This is a genomic window from Allobosea sp. NPDC055332 (assembly GCF_053645455.1).
This window is the reverse complement of record NZ_JBSHMO010000001.1, coordinates 967,199-986,898: the sequence shown is the minus strand read 5'-3', so window position 1 is coordinate 986,898 and position 19,700 is coordinate 967,199. Positions and strand designations below refer to the sequence as shown.

The window sequence follows — 19,700 nt, the reverse complement described above, 5'->3', positions numbered from 1 at the left end:
TGAGTTCACCACTTCGGAAGGCTCCAGTTCCCAGGATTAAGATCGCTTCGCCTCCAGTTGTCATAGATCCTATCCGGGTTTAGATCGTTACGACTCCAGTCGTCTATGAGCCGCTTTCCGGCTTGCTCAATCAAGGATCCCAAATCTTTTAGACCCTCCGACAATGAAATCAAAGCCTTCGCCAATTCACCGTCTTTATCGATTTGAAAATTCAGAAGCTTCTTCACGTCCTCAATCATCTGAGAGTGAAACTTGACGAGTGTGTTATTCGGACCAAAGCAATCCTGCCCGATCTTGCCGGATAGACACTTCGTCAGCTCGCGAACAGTCAGGCGCCCGCCGGTGCAGGCTGCGCTTCCAATCGGATTGCCGCCATTGGTGACGACACACTCTACGGCAATCCTCATCTCTTCGTTCATCTGCGGGCCATAGGCACACAGCGCCGCCGCGACATACGCGCCTTGACTGCTCGCCAGACAGCCAGCAAGCCGCCCAGCTTCGCCCGGAAGCAGAGCCTGCGCGGCACATTGACCGATCGCCGATGAGTCGCCGTTGGCGCGAACAAGACAACTCACGGCTTGCCGCGTTTTTGGATCGCCAATCGCTCCGCCACATGCTTCGATCGCAGAGGCTGCATCAACGGCGTTGCTGATGCAGTTGTAGGCCTCCTGGGCCTGCTTCAATTTCGGATCGGCAAACTGAGCCAGGCACTTTAGTGGGTTGTCGCCATTGATCGCCTTCAGGCACTCAGCTGCCTTTTGGGCGTCTGGGCCACCGACCGCAGCAACGCATCCCAGCATGTCGCCTTTGCTGGCATTCATGTTCGAGATGCAGCTCGCGGCCCCCATCAGATTTCTGGCCTCGTCACCATCAACCAAGCAGCGCGCCGCCGCGAGTTTGTCCCCTGCACTCGCCTGCAGGCATGCGAGGCGATTGAGATTCGGGTCACTGCTCAGGTTCGGCGATATGCACAATGCGACGGCCTTCGGATCAGCTCCTGCGCGCCTGACGCATCCTTGAAGGTCCGCAGCCTTCTGCTTCAGGTCGGCCGGCACGAGACAGTCCGCCGATTTGGCCGGATCGGACATATTGTCGACCAGACATGTCAGCTTTGCCCGAGTATCTGCTTCGAGAGGCAGCTCTTTTGCCTTCGCGAGCAGACACTTTGCCGTCGCCTTCTCGTCATTCTGCCTGGTCAGGCACTCCACCAGGACCTTCTGCTCATCGCTCATCATGCGAGACGTGACGCAGGCTAAGAACGCCTCCTCCCTGTTGCCGGCGGACTGACGGCACTCCGTAATTTCCTCAAGCTTAGGCACCAATCGCGTGAGCTTGCCTTTTTCGATCGCGACCTTACTGGCAAGATCAAATCCGGCCTTTTTCAACTCCTCCAAGCCGGCTAGGCCATCTTCGTACCATTGACAGCTCTCATAAGCGGAACGAACGGCATCAACCGTTGAACGCTCGGCATAATCGGCATCCGTCCCAAGACAATTCCAAAGCTGCCTCGGCGAGACGATAACCTTCGCGCAGTCCCTGATATCGCCTAACGTAAACGGGACATTCTGGTTTGGATCGGGCTGATCTTTCTTCCCTCGGAAGGCCAGGTTCCTAACGCATTCGTCCAGCCTGCTCCTAATGGCCTTCTCTCGGTTCAGGAGATCACGATCGGCAACAGTCCAAGCATAGTGCGTCACGTCTGCTCCGGTTATGTTTTCAAACACAACCTCGGAATATGGGTATGAGACGGGACCGCCGACCGTTGGTATTCCAAGCCGCGCCGATAGCTTGATGGCACGATTGGCATCATCCTCAGTCGCTCCCGCAGCAATCGCAACCCGCCACGTCGAGTCATCGTAGAACAGGTTCGCCGGCCCACTTTGGGAACTTGGGCCGGTCCGAACTCTGATCGCGCGGGGCGGCAGTATGGCCAGATTAATTCCTGAGTATTTCTGCCGAATGTCACGCGCCTCCGAGATCGCTCCCTCTTCATTCGAGCCGGCATACAAGTAGACGTACCATTTGCGCCCTTTGTCGCCGACCCGCGGGTCGCGGATAAAATTCGGATAGCTCGGCAAAGCTACAGACGGAGCGTAAACCTCGACTGGCTTGATCTCGCGAGACCAGCGATCCGGCAGCAACCGAACGACCAGCGGATCCGATCCAAACTTGAGCTCTTTCGCTATGGCGAGTTTGTCAGCTGCCTCGCGCTCGGATGCATATGCCGCCGACACGACGGACCACGCACGGCCAGTGTGAGGAACGTGCGGGTAAACGGCATAATGCCCAGCTGGGCTCTTCTCACGAAGTTTGCGAAGAAAAACCATCGCATTTTCAGCATTGTCAAATTGCTCTATGATAGTAAAGAATGAATTTGAGCCATCTATTATGCTGGCGTAGCTTTTCAAACTAGATTGATAAATATCGATGCTATCACGAGTCGGCTTAACAGTTAAATTAAGCTGCTGTGAATTCGCTCCATTTCCTGTCAAAGCGAATGCAGCGAGCCAAATCCAGAGCGATCTCTTGAGCATTTATTCCTCCAGCCCAATCCTTGGCTCGGCAAAATTCATTCTTGTGGAGATAACGTTAGGGTACAGGCCAATTATCACGAAACGCGCCAAGGTGCACAGAGGTGATTGCGCACGTCATGCGCGAACCCAGCCGATCGCTTGAGCTGCAAGTCTCGGGGGCCTGTTTCGGGGAGGACAGCGCCAGCTCCAACCCAGCCGACGTGCTGCTCTGAATTCTAGCCAACGACACTTGGGACCTTCGACCAGAAGAAGGCCCATGCGGCGTAGCCATTTTCTGCGAAGGTCGGCCATCTCGGAGCTCAGGGAGCGCGATCGGGAGATGAAGACCGCTGATGTGGCTCAAAGTCCGGCTGATGCGCAAGGCGGACGTTGAGTGGCGAGCAGCGTCGCCACGCATGCAACGCCCAGTCGGCATGACTGCCCTCAGCTCGATCGTTCTTATTGTGTTCTTGTCTCGGAGAGCGAAACCGATGTCGGCCGTGCCGTTGCTGGAGCGCGACGAAGTGGAACGGGAGCTCGTTCACCGGCAACGAGCGCGCGGCTCTGAGGGTGAGCTATGAGACGCTGAAGGCCGTGCTCGCGGATGCCCACCGGGCGGAGTCGAGGGGCTTGCTCCCGGGTGTGCTTTCGCAAGGAGCCGGACCGCCGCGCGGGATCACCAGCGATGTATAATTCCTATGAAACCACCAAATGAAGACACCTCGCTTTAGCCCGGCGCGAACTTTTGCACCTTGGGGCCGGTGCAACTTCCGCGCGTTTCTCGCGGCCGCCTACTCGAGCATTGCGAAGCGGCTAGGGGCACTCGCGTGTGCGAGCTAGCAAACGATGCTCAGTTCCGTTGAAAATCACGTTGGAGTACGGGCGGAAACTGAGGCGATCCGCTAGGCGAAGCGAAGGCAGGTTTGTGTCCTCAATCAGCGCCACAACTCGCCGGTATTGGCTCGATTGATCATGGTGCGAGAGGACGCTCGCCATCGCCTCCGCTGCGAGGCCTCGCCACTGATAGGAGGCGACTATGGCCCAGGCGGCTTCTGGGAAATTCTCAAAGTCCGAGCCGAAGCCGCGACGGCGGAACTGAAAGCCTACCTCGCCGCGCATCTCGCCGCTTGCTCGATCGAGCAAGTAGTAGAAACCGCGATCGTACGCGTCCCACATCCCTTGACGTGCGCAAAGGCGCAGCCAGGCTTGATCTTCCGTGAGATCGCGATGGCCAGCCTCGTCGCGCTGGCGCTCCATTGCGAACCATTGATCGAAGCGTGCAAGTGATTGCGGCTCCAATATCAGGCGATCTGTCTTCAAAATTTGCCGTAGGCTCATTGTCCGCGCTTCGCACCTTGCTCATCCCGCACGATGTACTTGCCGCCGATGCGCTTGGCCCATTTCTCGGCGTAGGTCTTGACCTCTTCGAGCTTCGGGCTGCGACACATATAGATGCCGCCGCTGTCCTTGACCGCCCAATCGGTGCCGAGTCGGCAGACCTTCAGAACCTCGGGCATGACCCAACCTCCCTGACGCGACTGTAGCGTTTCAACGCCGTCGCATCGGGGAACGTTCCTTCTATGGACCGGGCAGCCCTTGGAGACACAAGAGTGATTGTACCCCGGCGCGATCATTTGCACCTACCGACTAAGGGAACATCGACCTCGGCGAATGTCGAAAGGCTTTGATCACGTCGGTATAGTCCAAGCGCCATGCAGGCTTGTCGGCGCCCGTGAGTGCCAAGATGTGCAGATTTTCACCGGTTCGGTTCACGATAAGGCTGGGCAGATCCTGCCATCCCTCACGTCCGATATTTCCGACGATCGCTCGACGAAGTGTGGTCGTCACGATGTCAACCAGCTCTAATCCTGGCTCCGGAGCGGACGAAAACCGAATGCTTTCGGAGAGCATTAACTTGAGATCGAGTGGCCAACCTACTGACTGCTGACCCGTCTCTTGCGACACGAGAGACCGATAGAATTCGCTGGCCTCGGTCTCGAACCGCCTTGCAAACCTGAAGTTGAAGCCCTCGCCCCTATACCAGGCAATAGGCGACCTGAGTGCTGCAGTCTGCATCCAGGGCATGATGAAGGTCGACCACCATTGCTCCCAGCGCGTGGGGGTCAGCTGCCTGTCTTTGGCGTCGACGACCCAATGAAAGGCCGCCAACTCCCGAGGCCGGCGCTGGGCGTAGTAATTGGGCGCGAGTTCGAGAACCGCTCGTACGAGGCTGAAGATCAGCATGGTCTGCACGTAGAGCGGCTGGCTGAAAGCTTCGAGCTGACGCCGCGCGGTCCAAAGGGCCTCAACAACCGAAGGATGATGCTCGTCCGTAAGGGTGCTGGTCACCCCTTCCGCCTGGTTGGCCTGATGATAAGAGATTATTTCAGGCGTATGCATCCCAAGGTCAATTACGGTTGCCTCGAACAGTGCCTCGTGCCGTCGTAGAAGCTGAATTACTGCGGCAGCTTGCTCCTCGCTAAGGCGGCGGCCCTTTACCTCGCCATTCTCTTGGGGAAGTCGGCCTCTTAGGCCACCGTATGCGTGGCGGAGCTTCGCCCATTTGCTCTCCGGGACGACTAGAGCACCAACAGCTGAGATGCTGGCGTTGCCGCCAGATGCTGAAAACGAGCCAGCCTCGTCGATGAAAATATGCACACCGGATCCTAACAGCCGAACTTGGCTGAATGTCAGCTGCCGAGCGGTGCTGTCCTCAGGATACAGCTCCGCCGCTGGCTTCTAACTGTCTAGTGAAGGTTCGAAAGCGTCATTGCCGACCGGTCACAGGGCCCGGATCTGCTCTTCGAACTCCTCCGGGATTTCCCCGTGCCGCGCCAGAACAGCGACGGCGCTGACCTCGCCGGTTTCGTCATCTGCGACGACGTGCATCACGGCCAGGCCCTCGGCCGTGCGGGCCATGCGCTCGCCGTCGTTCAGCGCATGGTGGCGCGTCTTTGACGACACGCGCTGGGCTGGCACCAGACGCTTCCGGTGCGTCCTGAAGGGCTGGATGAAGAAGCTGTCGACTGCGGCCATGGGTTGACTCTCTCTAGGTCTCGTTCTCATTATGTTCTCATACCGGAGAACATAACCCATGTCTGCCGTGCCTTTGCCGGACACGTCGCCAATGACGGAATTGGAGTGCGAGATCGACGACGTCATCGCCGAGCATGGCAGCGAGCGCGCCGCGATCCGGGCGTTGCTGCTGGATCTCGCAGAGCTCGCCCGTGACGGCGATCGCGCGAGTTCGAAGGGCTTCCTGCGCGGGCTGTTTTCGGAGGGCGCACGGCCGCTTCGGAGCGAGGACGAGCCATGAGGCGGAAAGGCGAGCTTTCACCAACCGGCATGGACATGGCGCTCTCAAAAAAGCGAGGGACGATTGTTCGCGCGCGTGAACGCCCGCGTAATCTGGCGGTAGAATTAGGAGGTAGGGCTACTGGTCTTTGAAAACCCCACCCTACCTTGCCCTAAGATATTGATTTATTTAAATATTTTAGAAAGAAAAAGGGTAAAAAGGGTGGGGGCAAGGGCGGGGTAAAGGCCCGGCAAAGCATGGGGCGGACAATCATCGGTTTGGGGAACATCGCGATTTTCTCCCCCGGGCTTACCCCGGCCTTTTGTCAGGCCTTCGCCCGGCTCATCCACTCGTTCCCGCAACCGTTCTCAGCCCCTCCGGGGCGTGTTCCTGCACCCACCAGCGGCGCGCAACCTGACCGGATCTTACCCGAGCTTCGCCATACACGGCGTCGCCAGATTCTTGGATTTGCCGAAAGATATCATCGAGCGTGCGAGTATCGATCGAGCCGCGGAGGCTCTTGATGATGTCGCGTCGGGAAAGCCCTTCGGCGCCGCGCCTGCCAATCATGAACCTCACCCTTAGGTATTGGCTCTGCCGCTCACCATCGGCAATATTGTCGGCCGCTCCGCGCAGCATTGTCCGGTACGAATGGCTTGCCACGGCGTTGGCCCACTCTTGGATTTCGGTGGTGATAACCGGCTCGCCGGGATTGCTGCCGACTGCCACGATCAACGCAAGCCGACCTGCGTTCTCCGCGACACGCATGAGCACGGGTCGCATATCGGGATCGGTGCGCGGTCCCTCAGCCCGAATTGCGTCGTCGAAGGCTTCAAAAACCTCCTCCGCGCCTTCGCCGTAGGGTACGGCCATTACCATGGAGGGAGGAGTGACGCCGGTAGCGAACGCCGCACAGAAGCCCGTCCCACCCGATGTACCTGCCAAGTCCTTGACCTGCTGCTGCAACGCCAACGGCACGTCCTCGATGTCGGCGGGGCGTCTGACTTTCACGGGAAGGCGCGAGCCCCCGTCGATAACGACCAGTCGGCCCAGCAAGCCCTCGCTGATGTTTCCCGCGCCAAGGGCCGCCCAGAAGGTGCTGGGAGTCGTGACGCCGTGGATGCTGAAGCATGGCGCGAGCACAGTGGCGTCCTTGCCCGCGGACTTCTCTGCCCCTGCCCAGGCGCCAGACGCAGCTCCAGTTAGGCGCATCATGGCGGAGATAATGCCCGCCTTGTGGGTCGGCGCACTCCGGGACGTCCGCTCGGCCAGCCATTTACCGAATTCGTCGATGCTGGCGAGCACGGACGGATGCTTGCGCAGGCGCCCTGCCAAGCCTTCCGGCGACGCCGGGTCCGCATCGAGGAACGTCTCGGCGATTCTCGCGCCATTTGGACCTGCGCCAGCCACGATGCGGGGCGCACGGAGCGTGAGGTCTTTGCCCATGCCGGATTCCGCCAACCCGACAATGTAGACATTCGTGCGCAGGCCGGTCGGGCCCTTATAGCGGCGCCCGGCAAGCGCCGCGGTCAGAGCTAAAGAGGAGGCAAGGGCAAGAGGCGGCGACGGAAACCGCGACGCCGACACAATGAAGCGCGCCATGTCGCCGACGAACCCCGGCGGGTAGCAGAGGTCCGCAGGCAGGCCTTCAACAGGTGCGTCGCGTTGCTCGATGTTGTCGTTCGCTGGCACAGGCGGCCCGCTTTGCTGGCGGCGAGCAGCGCGTGCGGCTTTTTCTTCGGCTTCCCTTGCCTCGAGCAGCCTGGCGTTGATGCCGTCAATGAATTCAGACCACGATCCGTCGGCGGGCGGAACCCAGATTTCCGGCCCCGCTCGGTACAGCGTGTCGGTGCGGCGCTCGTCTTCCGAGAACTCAGGCGCGGCTTCGGTCATTCAGGGTGTTCCCGTGCATGTGCGCCAGTGCGGCGCGGGTAATCTTGGAAGCGACAGCGGGAGTGAAAGTCGCCGCGCGGCGTGTGCCGACCTTGGGAGCGCTGACGCGGTGCTGGCCGTCCTGCTGCTGCACGAGCCGCATGCCACAGAGCCGCAGCCCGTCGCTAATCTGGATGTCAAAATACCCAAGTGTTGGCCCGCCTGGGGGGGCAGGCCAGAATGCAGTGATGTTCAAATGTGTCCTCCGAGGACGTATGCCCAAACGGGCTTGGGCCCGCCTGCGGAATCGCTGGCGGGGCAGGGGAGATGTCCAAAATTCGGTGGGACAAGTGAGATAGAATGCATAGCGATTTCATGGGACGAGAATTCGTCCCACTTTCCGCTATCTATTTGTCTTCACTTGGCTCTTTGGCTCCCCATGGGAGCGCCATTTCCGGCAGGTTTTCCAACATCTGTGGTCGTTCAGTCTGGTTGCCCGGCGGGCCTATGTCCTTTCACGCCGGCAGCACTTTCCCCGGGTTCATGATGTTGTCGGGGTCGAGGCTCGCCTTCAGCGTGCGCATCACCTCGACGGCGGCGTCGCCATGTTCCTTGCGCAGGAACTTCGCCTTGCCGTAGCCGACGCCGTGCTCGCCAGTGCAGGTGCCGCCGAGCTCGATGGCGCGGTTGACCAGGAGGCCGTTCAGCCGCTCGGCCTCGCGAATCTCGTCCGGCGAATCCATCCTGATCAGGAAGCCCATGTGGAAATTGCCGTCGCCGACATGGCCGAGCGCCGTGACCGGGAAGGGGGCATCCTTGGCATGCTCCTTGATCTCGGTGATGCAGGCGGCGAGCTGGGAGATCGGCACGCAGGTGTCGGTGCCCCAGCTGCTGGCGCCGGGGCGCAAGGCGAGCAGCGCGTAATGCATGTTGTGCCGGGCCTGCCAGAGCTTGCTGCGCTCCTCGGCGCTGGTGGCAAAGCGCCAGCCTTCCCCGCCATGGCCTTCGGCGAGCATCTGCACGGTCTCGGCCTGCGAGACCACAGCCGCTTCGGTACCGTGGAATTCGAGGAAGAGCGCGACCGTCTCGGGATAGCTCAGATTGTTGTGGCGGTTGATCGCGCGCATGCAGGTCTCGTCGAGCAGTTCGACGCGGGCGACCTGGATGCCGCACTGGATCGTCTCGATGGCGCAATTGACGGCGCTGGCGATGTCCGGGAACGAGCAGACCGCGACCGAGCTCGCCTCGGGGATGCCATAGAGCCGCAAGGTGAGCTCGGTGATGACGCCGAGCGTGCCCTCCGAGCCGACGAAGAGGCGGGTGAGGTCATAGCCGGCCGAGGATTTGCGGGCCCGGCCGCCGGTCTTCAGGATCGTGCCGTCGGCGAGCACGACGGTGAGCGCCAGGACATTGTCCTTCATCGTGCCGTAGCGCACCGCATTGGTGCCTGACGCCCGCGTCGCGGTCATGCCGCCGAGGGTGGCGTCGGCGCCGGGATCGACCGGGAAGAACAGGCCGGTGTCGCGCAGGTGCTCGTTGAGCTGCTTGCGGGTGACGCCGGCCTCGACCGTGCAATCGAGATCCTCGGCGTTGACGGCGGTGATCGCATTCATGCGCGAGAGGTCGATGCAGACGCCGCCATGCAGCGCGACGACATGGCCTTCGAGCGAAGTGCCGGCGCCGAACGGGATGACCGGCACCTTCGCCTGATGGCAGAGCTTGACGATGCTGCTCACCTCCTCGGTGGTCAGCGGATAGCAGACGACGTCGGGTGCCTTGGTCGGGTGATAGGATTCGCCGTGGCCGTGATGTTCGCGCTCGCTGTCCGAGGTCGAGCAGCGCGGACCGAGGAGATCGCGGAGCGAGGCGGTGAGGCCGTCGAGAGCGGGGTGCGAAGAGGTGCCGGGCGTGGTGGCGGGGGCGTTCATCTGGTGTTCGATCCTCGTGCACGTCTTCGGCGCGGCTACGCTGCAATCTCGGTCAGCCCATCGGCTTCGACCATCACCGATGCAGCATGAGCGCTCTGCACCGGCAGGGGAAGTGCGGTGTCAGGCCGAGTGGTCGCGTCCGGCGACGCCGAGCAGGTACTGGCCGTAGCCGCTCTTCGACAGGGCCTGCCCGAGCGCCCGCAACTGCTCGCGGTCGATCCAGCCGTTCTCGAAGGCGATCTCCTCGGGGCAGGCGATACGGAAGCCCTGGCGGCGCTCCAGCGTGCGCACGAATTCGGAGGCCTCGACCAGCGAATCCGGCGTGCCGGTGTCGAGCCAGGCATAGCCGCGCCCGAGCCGCTCGACGCTCAGCGCGCCGCGCTCGAGATAGGCGAGGTTGACGTCGGTGATCTCGAGCTCGCCGCGGGCCGAGGGCTTCAGCTTGCGGGCGATCTCGACCACCTCAGCATCGTAGAAATAGAGGCCGGTCACCGCCCAGTGCGAGCGCGGGACCTTGGGCTTCTCCTCGATCGAGAGCGCCTTGCCGGCGGCATCGAAGGAGACCACGCCATAGCGCTCGGGATCGCTGACACGATAGGCGAAGACGGTGGCGCCATGGTCACGGGCGGCGGCGCGGTGCAGCACGTCGGTGAGGCCGTCGCCGTAATAGAGATTGTCGCCGAGGATCAGGGCGGAGGGGCCGCCGGCGACGAAATCGGCGCCGATGTGATAGGCCTGCGCCAGCCCTTCCGGCTTCGGCTGCACCGCATAGGAGAGCTTCAGGCCCCAGCGCTCGCCGGTGCCGAACAGTGCCTCGAAGCGTGGCGCGTCCTCCGGTGTCGAGATGATCAGGATCTCGCGGATGCCGGCTAGCATCAGCGTCGAGAGCGGGTAGTAGATCATCGGCTTGTCGTAGACGGGCAGGAGCTGCTTCGACGTCACCATGGTCATCGGGTGAAGCCGCGTGCCGCTGCCGCCGGCGAGGATGATCCCCTTCATGATGGCTCCTTCAGCTTTTCGGCTGCGTCAGCAGCGTGGCGACGCAGGTTTTCACCGAGTCCTGCCAGGGCGGCAGGCGCAGGCCGTGGCGCTCGGCAAGCAGGCTGCAGTCGAGCCTGGAATTGCTCGGACGGCGCGCGGGGGTGGGGTAGTCGATCGTGGCGATGCGCCTGATTCTGGCGCTAGGCCCGCCCAGCGCCGCTGAGGCGGCAAAGACGGTCTCGGCGAGATCGGCCCAGCTGGCCTCGCCGGTGCCGGCGGCATGGAAGATGCCGCGGAGCGAGGCATCACCGGGGCGGGTGGCCAGTGCCTTCGCCATCGCTATGACGGTGGCGGCGAGGTCGAGCGCGCTGGTCGGCGATCCCAGCTGGTCGGAGACGACGCCGATCTCGTCCCGGCTGTCGGCGAGGCGCAGCATCGTCTTCACGAAATTGCCGCCATAAGGGCTGTAGACCCATGCCGTGCGCAGGATTGTCCAGTCGGCGCCGGAAGCCGCGACCGCTTCCTCGCCGGCGAGCTTGGAGCGGCCATAGGCTGAGAGCGGAGCGGTGGCGTCGCTTTCGCGCCAGGGCTGCGGTGCCATGCCGTCGAAGACATAGTCGGTGGAGATCTGGATCAGCGGCACGCCGAGTGCCGCAGCCGCTGCGGCGACTGCGCTGGCGCCTTCACCATTGATGCGCAGAGCGAGTTCCGGTTCGATCTCGGCCTTGTCGACGGCGGTGTAGGCGGCGGCGTTGACGACGCAGTCGGGGCTTGTCGCGGCGAGCGCCTGCCGGACGGTTTTCGGCTGCGACAAGTCAAATTCCGGCCGGCCGACCGGGATGACGATCACGCCTGCCGCCCCGGAGCGAGCGAGGAGGGATTGGACGACCTGCCCGGTCCGTCCGGTCACGGCTATGCGCATCGGGCCTTCGCCATCGGAAGCATGGCGGTCGGTCTAGAGCATGGCGGGGAGGGGCTCAACCCGCCGCATCGAAGCGGCGTCCCTCGTCGCAGAGCCAGGCGATCAAAGCGTCGAGGGCGGGGCTGCGCTCGCTCTGTGGATTGACGGTGAGCCAGCAGCCGGTCGCGCTGTCGAAGCCGAGGCCGAGTGGATTGACCAGCGCGCCCGAAGCCAGTTCCTCGGCGACATAGCAGCGTGGGGCGAGCGCGACGCCGAGCCCGGCAACCGCGGCGCGGATGATCACGGAATAATAGCCGTAGCGCACGGTGTGGGCCGGCACCGCGCCGCGCAGGCCATGGGCCTCGGTGAACTCGGCCCAGAAGGCCGGCATCTGGAAGTGCTGGAGCAATGTCATCTTCTGGATGTCGGCGGCGCGGTTGAAGCCACCCAGGCGCTCCAGCGCCGAGGGCGCCGCGACCAGCGCGACCTGCCGGCCGAACAGATAATGCGACTCGCGGTCCGGCCAGGGACCGAAGCCGTGGACGATTTCGAGGTCGGCTTCCTCGATCTCGTTCTCGCTGACGAAATTGGTGAACTGGACGTCGATTTCGGGATGAGCCTGGGCGAATTCCGGGAAGCGCTCCATGAGCCAGCGCTCGCCCGCGATGGCGATCATGTGCAGGCGGATCGGCCGGCCGATCGCGGCCCGCTCGGCGAGGCGGCGGGCGCCGCGCTCCATCTGCTCGATCGCGGCCTCGGCATACGGGCGATAGATCGTGCCGGCCTCGGTGGGCTTGAGCCCGGCCGGGCTGCGCTCGAACAGCTCCGTGCCGAGATGTTCCTCCAGTGCCTGGATCTGCTTGGAGACGGCGCTTTGGGTCAGATGCACCTCGCCCGCCGCCTTCGCCGTCGAGCCGAGGCGGGCGACGGCAAGAAAGACCCGGAGCGCCGTGGTCGACGGCGGGAGGTTGCGGCCGGCCAAGCAGATATTCCTTCAGCGACTACCCTTGAGGAGATCGTTTCGTTTGCCGGTTGCGCGGTCAAGAGGGCAGTGTTTTGAGCAGGGGAGAAGCTCATGAACCATAATACGCGTCTCTGGGGCGGCCGTTTCCGCAAGTCGCCCGATCCGCGCATGATGAAGCTGTCGAGCGCGGCCGGCGCCCATGCCCGCCTCGCGCCGCAGGATATCGCCGGCGGCAAGGCCCATGCGGCCGAGCTGGAGCGCGCCGGACTGCTCAGCCAGGACGAGTTCAGGACCATCGTCGCGGCGCTCGATGGCATCGCCCGCGATCTCGCCGCCGGGACACTGGCGCCGGATGAGAGCGACGAGGACGTCCACACCTTCATCGAGCGCGTGCTGACCGCGCGGATCGGTGCCACCGGGGCCAAGCTCAGGGCCGGACGCTCGCGCAACGACCAGGCCGCCAACAACCTGAAACTCTATCTGCGGGCCGAGGCGCGGACGATCGGCGCGATGCTGGCCGAGCTGCTCGAGGCGATCGCGGGCCAGGCCGAGCGGCACGCAGGTTCGGTCTGCCCGGGCTTCACCCATCTGCAGAGCGCCCAGCCCGTCACTTTCGGCCACTGGCTGATGGCGCATGGCCAGGCGCTGTCGCGTGATGCCTCCCGCCTGCAGGACTGGGAAAAGCGCTCCTCGCTCTCGCCGCTCGGCGCGGCTGCACTCGCCGGCTCGGCGATCGCGCTGACGCCCGAACTCAGCGCCAGGGCGCTGGGCTATGACGGCCCCTGCGAGAACTCGGTCGACGCGGTCGGCGCACGCGACCATGTCGCGGAATTCCTGTTCGTTTCGGCGATGCTGGCGACCAACCTGTCGCGACTGGCGGAGGAGGTGACGCTGTGGACCTCGCGCCAGTTCGGCTGGGTCGTGCTGGATGATGCCTTCGCGACGGGATCCTCGATCATGCCGCAGAAGAAGAACCCGGATATCGCCGAGATCTCACGCGGCCGGGCGGCGCGCCTCACCGGCGATCTCGTCGCCATGCTGGGTGCGCTGAAGGGCTTGCCGCTCGCCTATAACCGCGACCTCGCCGAGGACAAGCGCGCCGCCTTCGATGCGGTCGACGTGCTCGGCGAAGTGCTGCCGGCCTTTGCCGGGCTGGTCGAGACGATGGAGGCCAAGCCCGAGGTGATGCGGGCGCAGGCAGGCACGGGCTTTGCGCTCGCGACCGAAGTCGCCGATCATCTCGCCCGCAAGGGCGTGCCCTTCGCCGAGGCGCACGAGATCAGCGGTGCGCTGGTGCGTTATTGCGAGGAGATGGGCCGCGAGCTCGAAGGGCTGGAGCCGGTGGAACTGCGTGCGATCGATCCACGCCTCGACGAGAGCGTGCTGGCCGTGTTGACGCTGGATGCGGCGGTCGCGGCGCGCAGCGGCCATGGCGGCACGGCGCCTGCCAGGGTCGCCGAGCAGATCGGTCGCTTCCGCGGCTGGCTCGCCGGCTTCACCCAGTGGACGCGGGAGCGCGCGGCATGAGCAGTGCAACCCAAACCATGCCCGATCGCGGGCTCGCCGAGCTCGCCGGCCTGACCATCGTGCCCAAGCGCTTCTATGGGCGCTGGGTCGCAGCGGCGGCGATCCTGTTCGTGCTCGCCTGGATCGTGAAGGCCTTCGCCCAGGGCCAGATCGCCTGGCCGGTCGTGGCGCAGTTCTTCACCGCGCCGGCCATTCTTGCCGGCCTCGTCAACACGCTGATCATGACGGTCTGCGCCATGGGACTCGGGATCGTGCTCGGCGTGGTCTTCGCGATCATGTACATGTCGCCGAATCCGGTGCTGCGCGGTGTCGCGCTGTTCTACATCTGGTTCTTCCGCGGCACGCCGCTGCTGCTGCAATTGCTGCTCTGGTTCAACCTCGCGCTGGTCTTCCCGACGATCGGCATCCCCGGCGTCATCGAGTGGCGCACCATCGACATCATCGGCCCGTTCATGGCGACGCTGCTCGGCCTCGGCATGAACCAGGGCGCCTATACCGCCGAGGTCGTCCGCTCCGGCATCCTCTCGGTCGATCTCGGCCAGACCGAAGCCGCCAAGGCGATCGGCATGACCAGGCTGACGACGCTGCGCCGGATCGTGCTGCCGCAGGCGATGCGCGTGATCATCCCGCCTGTCGGCAACGAAGTGATCAGCATGGTCAAGCTGACCTCGGTCGCCAGCGTGATCCAGTTCTCTGAGATCCTGCGCAACGCGCAGAATGTCTATTACGCCAATGCCCGCGTCATCGAATTGCTGATCGTCGCGGCGGGTTGGTACCTGCTCGTCGTCACCCTCCTGCAGGTCGGCCAGTTCTTCCTCGAACGCGCTTTCTCGAAGGGCCGGGGCGAGCGCCGCGCCAAGCCCCAGGTCGCCGAGGAGGCCGCCGCGTGACTGCCCTGTCCCCGATCGTCGTCGCCGCCAGCGTCACCAAGCAGTTCGGCCCGCTGAAGGCGCTGAACAACGTCTCTCTTTCGGTCGTGCCGGGCGCGGTGCAATGCATCATCGGCCCGTCCGGCTCGGGCAAATCGACGCTGCTGCGCTGCATCAACCAGCTCGAGAAGATCGACGCCGGCGCCATCACCGTCGCCGGCGAGTTGATCGGCTATCGCCGCGTCGGCAACGAATTGCACGAGCTCAGCGACGCCGAGATCGCGCGCCAGCGCCTCAAGACCGGCATGGTCTTCCAGCGCTTCAACCTGTTCAACCACATGACGGTGCTGCAGAACATCATCGAGGGCCCGCTTACGGTGCTGAAGCGGCCGCGGCGCGAGATCGTCGCCGAGGGCATGGCGCTGCTCGAGCGCGTCGGTCTCGCCGAGAAGCGCGATTCCTATCCGATCGAGCTCTCCGGCGGCCAGCAGCAGCGCATTGCGATCGCGCGTGCGCTGGCGATGAAGCCGCAGGTCATGCTGTTCGACGAGCCAACCTCGGCGCTCGACCCGGAGCTCGTCAGCGAGGTGCTGAATGTGATGCGCGACCTCGCAGCCTCCGGCATGACGATGATCGTCGTCACCCATGAGCTCGGCTTCGCCCGCGAGGTCGCGAGCGACGTCGTCTTCATGGACAAGGGCGAGATCGTCGAGCAGGGCCCGCCGCAGCAGGTGCTGGTTTCGCCTCAGCAGCCCCGCACCCGCGACTTTATCGCCGCCGTCCTCAAGTGAATCCAAGCCTATCGAATTCAAGCAAAGACAAGAGGGAGACCACCATGCTTCGCCTTTCGTTCGCCGCCGCACTGCTCGCCGGCACCGCGCTCGCCGCCCAGGCCCAGGCCCTGCCGGACCGGATCAAGACCGCCGGCAAGATCGTCATCGCGACCCAGCCGAATTACGCGCCGATCGTCTACAAGGACCCGGCGACCAACCAGATGGCCGGCTTCGACTACGAGCTCGGTGAGGCGATCGCCAAGGAGCTCGGCGTCAAGGCCGAGTGGCAGGACACCGCCTTCGCCCAGATGCTGCCTTCGCTGACGACCGGCCGCGTCGACATGGTGATGGCCGGGATGAGCGATCTGCCGGCCCGGCGCGAGACGGTCGACTTCGTCGACTACATGGTCTCGGGCGCGCAGTTCTACACCGTCACCGCCTTCGCCTCGACGATCAAGTCGGTCGAGGATCTCTGCGGCAAGAGCGTTGGCGCCAGCCGTTCGACCAACTGGCCGAAGCAGATCGGCGAGTGGAGCGACGCCAACTGCGTCGCCAAGGGCAAGCCGGCGATCACCGTGGTCGGCACCGAAGGTTCGGTCGACGCCCGCACCCAGCTCAAGACGCAGCGGCTGCAGGGCGGCGTCCAAGGCAGCGAGACGATGACGCATTTCCAGAAGCTCGAGCCCAACACCTATATCCCGCTCGGCGAACCCTTCACCCGCTCTCTGACCGGCATCCCGTTCCCGAAGACGGCCGAGGGCGGCCAGCTGCGCGACGCGGTCAAGGGCGCGCTGGAGCGGCTGCAGGCGAACGGCACCTATGACGCGCTGGTCGCAAAGTATGTCCAGCCGAGCAATGTGCTGAAGCCGATCTCGGTCAACAAGGGCGAGTGAGGCCATCGTAGTGATCCTGGACGGCTTCCCTTTCGCGGGAGGCCGCCCATGATCACCGCCACCTAAGACCGCGCTGACGGCCGGGCATTCGTCTGTTATACATTCCGTACAACAGACGAGCCCGGAGCGCGCCATGAACAAGCCCGAGAAGCCGGCAGGCGAGCAGGCCATGGTCCTGCAGGTCCGCAAGATCGGCAATTCGGTCGGCATCATCCTGCCCAAAGAGCTGTTGGCGCGATTGAAGCTGGCGGAAGGCGACAAGCTGACCGTGGTCGAGCAGCCTGAGGGCGCCTTCAAGCTGACGCCACATGACGATCTGCACGAGCGCACCATGGCCATCGCCCGCAAGGCGATGAAGCAATACGCCAATGCGCTGCGCGAGCTGGCGAAATGACCGAGCCGTTCTGGCTCACATCCGACGTCGTCGCCGATATCCATTCCGAGCAGTTGGCACTCTTCGGCGGCCCCGACGGCATTCGTGATCGCGGCCTGCTGGAATCCGCCCTGGCGCGGCCGATCAACCGCTTTGCCTATGGCGAGACCGACATGGCGGCGCTGGCAGCGGCCTATGCATTCGGGATCGCCAAGAACCATCCCTTCATCGACGGCAACAAGCGTGTCTCGCTGCTGGCGCTGATCATCTTCCTTCGGCTGAACGGGATTGAGTTTGCGCCGAGCGAAGCCGATGCCGCCGCGATCATCCTCGCGCTCGCCGCAGGCGAGGTCGAGGAGGAGGGGCTGACGCGCTGGATCCGCGACAACTGGCCGAAGGGTGCGCCTACATGACCACGCCGATCTGGATCGAAGCTGCGATCAACGGCCCCTGGGGCAAAGAACGCCAGCCAGGCATTCCGATCGCGATCCCCGACATCATTGCCGACGGGATCGCCGCGGTCGAAGCGGGCGCTGCGATCGTCCATCTGCATGTCTACGATGTCGAGACCGGCCGCCAGCGCGACGACTGGGAGCTTTATGCCCAGGCGATCGAAGGGATCAGGGCCAAGGTCGACGCGATCGTCTACCCGACCATTCCGATCCTCGGCTCCGGTTACGCCGGCGACATGATCGGCTCCGGCCGCTACACGCATCTGGAGGAGCTGGCCAAGCGCGGCCTGGTCGAATGGGGCGTGCTCGATCCCGGCTCGTGCAACTGGACGACCTTTGCCGGCATCCCTGAGGGCGAGGCCGGCTTCATCTACCAGAATCCCGGCGAGCATATCCGCGAGGGGATGGCGGTGGCGCAGGCGCACAGGATCCATCCGAGCTATGCGATCTACGAGCCCGGCTTCACCCGGCTCGGCGCTGCGCTGGCGAAAGCCTATCCCGGCATGCCGACGCCGATCTACCGGCTGATGTTCTCCGATGCTTTTGCCTGGGGCTTTCCGCCGAAGCCTTATGCGCTGGAAGCCCATCTTGCCCTGCTGGCGGAGTGTACGCCGCAGGCTCCTGTGATGATCGCCGGGCTCGGCGTCGACCTCGGCGAGATCGTCGCGCCTGCGGTCGCACGCGGCGTCCATGTCCGGGCAGGGCTGGAGGATGCGCGCTTCGGCGAGAGCCGCAGCAATGCGCGGCTGATCGCTGACATGGTCCGCAAGGTCGAGGCTGCCGGCGGCCGGGCGGCCAGCGTGATGGAGGTCAGGGCGCGTCTTGCAGAGATCGCGCAGGCAGGACGCTCCTGAGACAGCGTGTCGGCTGGCTTTCGCCGGCAGAGCACCTACATCGGGGAGCAGCCCGTCACAGCGTCGTGAGCCCCGATGTCCGAACGCGATAGCGAAGCCAATCGATTCTCCGCCCGCGCGGCGCGCTATGCCCGCGTCGGGGCCAATGTCGGCGGGGTGGCGGCGCGGATCGCCGGCACGAAGCTGTTCGGGCTGGAGGGTCGCAACGCCACCAATGCCGAGGCACTCGCCAAGGCGCTCGGCGGGCTGAAGGGCCCGCTGATGAAGGTGGCCCAGCTCGTCGCCACCATTCCCGACGTGGTGCCGCCCGAATACGCCGCCGAACTGCAGAAGCTGCAATCGGAGGCGCCGCCGATGGGGGCGGCCTTCGTCAAACGCCGGATGCAGGCCGAGCTCGGCGCCAACTGGCGCGAGCGCTTCGGCGAGTTCGATCTCAAGCCGGCGGCCGCGGCTTCACTCGGGCAGGTGCACCGGGCAACGACGCACGACGGCGCGCAGGTCGCCTGCAAGCTGCAATACCCAGATATGGAATCGGCTGTCGAAGCCGATATTTCCCAGCTCGAAATCCTGTTCGGGCTGCACCGGCGCATGGGCGCGGTGATCGACACCAGCGAGATCGCCAAGGAGATCAGCGCCCGCGTCCGCGAGGAGCTCGACTATCGCCGCGAGGCCAAGCATGTCGCACTCTACCAGCAGATGCTGGCTGCCACGCCTGAGGTGCGCGTGCCCGAGGTCGTGCCGGAATTGTCGACGCGGCGGCTCCTGACCATGGGCTGGCTCGACGGCGACAAGATCCTCAATCACAAGCAGGCGAGCCAGGAGGTTCGGGATCGGATTTCGACCGCGATGTTCCGGGCATGGTGGCGGCCATTCAGCCATCACGGCGTGATCCATGGCGATCCGCATCTCGGCAACTACACGGTCTTCCAGGAGGGCGGCGAGCCCGCAGGCATCAACCTGCTCGACTATGGCTGCATCCGGATTTTCCCGCCGAGCTTCGTCGGCGGCGTGGTCGATCTCTATCGCGGCCTGCTCGAAGGCGACGACGCCCGCGTCGTCCACGCCTATGAGGTCTGGGGCTTCAAGGGGCTCAACAAGGAGCTGATCGACACGCTCAACATCTGGGCGAAGTTCATCTACGGCCCGCTGCTGGAGGATCGCACACGCCGCATCGCCGAGGGCGTCAAGCCGTCGGAATACGGCCGCAAGCAGGCCTTCCAGGTCCATTCGGCGCTGAAGGCGCGCGGGCCGGTGACGGTGCCGCGCGAGTTCGTCTTCATGGACCGCGCCGCGATCGGCCTCGGCGGCGTCTTTCTGCATCTCGACGCCGAGCTCAACTTCCACCGGCTGTTCGAGCAGGAGATCGAGGGGTTTTCGGTAGAGCCCGTCAGGGAGCGGCAGGGGGAGGCAATGCTGAAAGTCGGACTTCTTACGTCGAGTTGATGCCAGCGCCGTTTCGCCGTGGCACGGGATCAACTGGCATCGCCGCCAAGTTCGGGGAGACG

19 protein-coding genes are annotated in these 19,700 nt (G+C 64.0%); 9 read left to right on the top strand and 10 right to left on the bottom strand.

Features of this window, described 5'->3' with window-relative positions:
* Positions 1 to 5: 5 nt before the first annotated feature.
* From ACWIGM_RS05060 to ACWIGM_RS05040, 5 genes are all read right to left on the bottom strand, one after another.
* Entirely contained in the window at positions 6 to 2,534 is a 2,529-nt protein-coding gene (locus ACWIGM_RS05060) for a hypothetical protein (RefSeq protein ID WP_454024815.1), read from the bottom strand.
* Positions 2,535 to 3,326: 792 nt separating this feature from the next.
* A complete protein-coding gene (locus ACWIGM_RS05055; protein WP_454024814.1) occupies positions 3,327 to 3,851 on the bottom strand; it encodes a GNAT family N-acetyltransferase in 525 nt (174 codons plus the stop codon).
* On the bottom strand, positions 3,848 to 4,030 hold the full coding sequence (locus tag ACWIGM_RS05050) for a hypothetical protein (RefSeq protein ID WP_454024813.1): 183 nt from the start codon (positions 4,028 to 4,030) through the stop codon (positions 3,848 to 3,850). Before ACWIGM_RS05050 ends, ACWIGM_RS05055 begins: the two co-directional genes overlap by 4 nt.
* A gap of 130 nt (positions 4,031 to 4,160) precedes the next feature.
* A complete protein-coding gene (locus ACWIGM_RS05045) occupies positions 4,161 to 5,171 on the bottom strand; it encodes a hypothetical protein (RefSeq protein ID WP_454024812.1) in 1,011 nt (336 codons plus the stop codon).
* Positions 5,172 to 5,294: 123 nt separating this feature from the next.
* A complete protein-coding gene (locus ACWIGM_RS05040) occupies positions 5,295 to 5,549 on the bottom strand; it encodes a hypothetical protein (RefSeq protein ID WP_454024811.1) in 255 nt (84 codons plus the stop codon).
* A gap of 91 nt (positions 5,550 to 5,640) precedes the next feature.
* On the opposite strand from ACWIGM_RS05040, the gene ACWIGM_RS05035 reads away from it, so the two are divergent.
* On the top strand, positions 5,641 to 5,829 hold the full coding sequence (locus ACWIGM_RS05035; protein ID WP_454024810.1) for a hypothetical protein: 189 nt from the start codon (positions 5,641 to 5,643) through the stop codon (positions 5,827 to 5,829).
* Positions 5,830 to 6,150: 321 nt separating this feature from the next.
* Here the strand turns inward: ACWIGM_RS05035 and ACWIGM_RS05030 are convergent, their stop codons facing one another.
* The 5 genes from ACWIGM_RS05030 to ACWIGM_RS05010 all read right to left on the bottom strand — a co-directional run bounded on the left by ACWIGM_RS05030 (position 6,151) and on the right by ACWIGM_RS05010 (position 12,472).
* Entirely contained in the window at positions 6,151 to 7,701 is a 1,551-nt protein-coding gene (locus ACWIGM_RS05030; RefSeq protein ID WP_454024809.1) for a DUF3987 domain-containing protein, read from the bottom strand.
* A 494-nt stretch (positions 7,702 to 8,195) separates the two neighbouring features.
* Positions 8,196 to 9,608 carry an FAD-binding oxidoreductase gene (locus tag ACWIGM_RS05025; protein WP_454024808.1) on the bottom strand — a complete coding sequence of 471 codons (1,413 nt, stop codon included), beginning with the start codon at positions 9,606 to 9,608 and terminating at the stop codon, positions 8,196 to 8,198.
* Between the two features lie 120 nt (positions 9,609 to 9,728).
* Positions 9,729 to 10,607 (bottom strand): glucose-1-phosphate thymidylyltransferase RfbA, encoded by an 879-nt coding sequence (gene rfbA, locus ACWIGM_RS05020; protein WP_454024807.1) that lies wholly within the window; start codon positions 10,605 to 10,607, stop codon positions 9,729 to 9,731.
* A 10-nt stretch (positions 10,608 to 10,617) separates the two neighbouring features.
* A complete protein-coding gene (gene rfbD / locus ACWIGM_RS05015; protein ID WP_454024806.1) occupies positions 10,618 to 11,511 on the bottom strand; it encodes a dTDP-4-dehydrorhamnose reductase in 894 nt (297 codons plus the stop codon).
* A gap of 55 nt (positions 11,512 to 11,566) precedes the next feature.
* Entirely contained in the window at positions 11,567 to 12,472 is a 906-nt protein-coding gene (locus ACWIGM_RS05010) for a LysR family transcriptional regulator (RefSeq protein ID WP_454024805.1), read from the bottom strand.
* Positions 12,473 to 12,565: 93 nt separating this feature from the next.
* On the opposite strand from ACWIGM_RS05010, the gene argH reads away from it, so the two are divergent.
* The 8 genes from argH to ACWIGM_RS04970 all read left to right on the top strand — a co-directional run bounded on the left by argH (position 12,566) and on the right by ACWIGM_RS04970 (position 19,638).
* Positions 12,566 to 13,981, top strand: a complete 1,416-nt coding sequence (gene argH, locus ACWIGM_RS05005) for an argininosuccinate lyase (protein ID WP_454024804.1) — start codon at positions 12,566 to 12,568, stop codon at positions 13,979 to 13,981.
* Positions 13,978 to 14,871 (top strand): amino acid ABC transporter permease, encoded by an 894-nt coding sequence (locus tag ACWIGM_RS05000; RefSeq protein WP_454024803.1) that lies wholly within the window; start codon positions 13,978 to 13,980, stop codon positions 14,869 to 14,871. The genes argH and ACWIGM_RS05000 overlap by 4 nt, the downstream gene beginning before the upstream one ends.
* Positions 14,872 to 14,876: 5 nt before the next feature.
* Positions 14,877 to 15,641: an amino acid ABC transporter ATP-binding protein gene (locus ACWIGM_RS04995; RefSeq protein ID WP_454025447.1), complete on the top strand. Its 765-nt coding sequence runs from the start codon at positions 14,877 to 14,879 to the stop codon at positions 15,639 to 15,641.
* A gap of 44 nt (positions 15,642 to 15,685) precedes the next feature.
* Positions 15,686 to 16,516, top strand: a complete 831-nt coding sequence (locus tag ACWIGM_RS04990; RefSeq protein ID WP_454024802.1) for an ABC transporter substrate-binding protein — start codon at positions 15,686 to 15,688, stop codon at positions 16,514 to 16,516.
* 133 nt (positions 16,517 to 16,649) lie between these two features.
* Positions 16,650 to 16,910: an AbrB/MazE/SpoVT family DNA-binding domain-containing protein gene (locus tag ACWIGM_RS04985; RefSeq protein WP_390893357.1), complete on the top strand. Its 261-nt coding sequence runs from the start codon at positions 16,650 to 16,652 to the stop codon at positions 16,908 to 16,910.
* Positions 16,907 to 17,302, top strand: coding sequence for a type II toxin-antitoxin system death-on-curing family toxin (locus ACWIGM_RS04980; protein ID WP_454024801.1), 396 nt, complete (start codon positions 16,907 to 16,909; stop codon positions 17,300 to 17,302). Before ACWIGM_RS04985 ends, ACWIGM_RS04980 begins: the two co-directional genes overlap by 4 nt.
* Positions 17,299 to 18,195, top strand: a complete 897-nt coding sequence (locus tag ACWIGM_RS04975) for a beta-keto acid cleavage family enzyme (RefSeq protein WP_454024800.1) — start codon at positions 17,299 to 17,301, stop codon at positions 18,193 to 18,195. Before ACWIGM_RS04980 ends, ACWIGM_RS04975 begins: the two co-directional genes overlap by 4 nt.
* Positions 18,196 to 18,270: 75 nt before the next feature.
* A complete protein-coding gene (locus ACWIGM_RS04970) occupies positions 18,271 to 19,638 on the top strand; it encodes an ABC1 kinase family protein (protein WP_454024799.1) in 1,368 nt (455 codons plus the stop codon).
* The last annotated feature ends 62 nt before the right edge of the window (positions 19,639 to 19,700 follow it).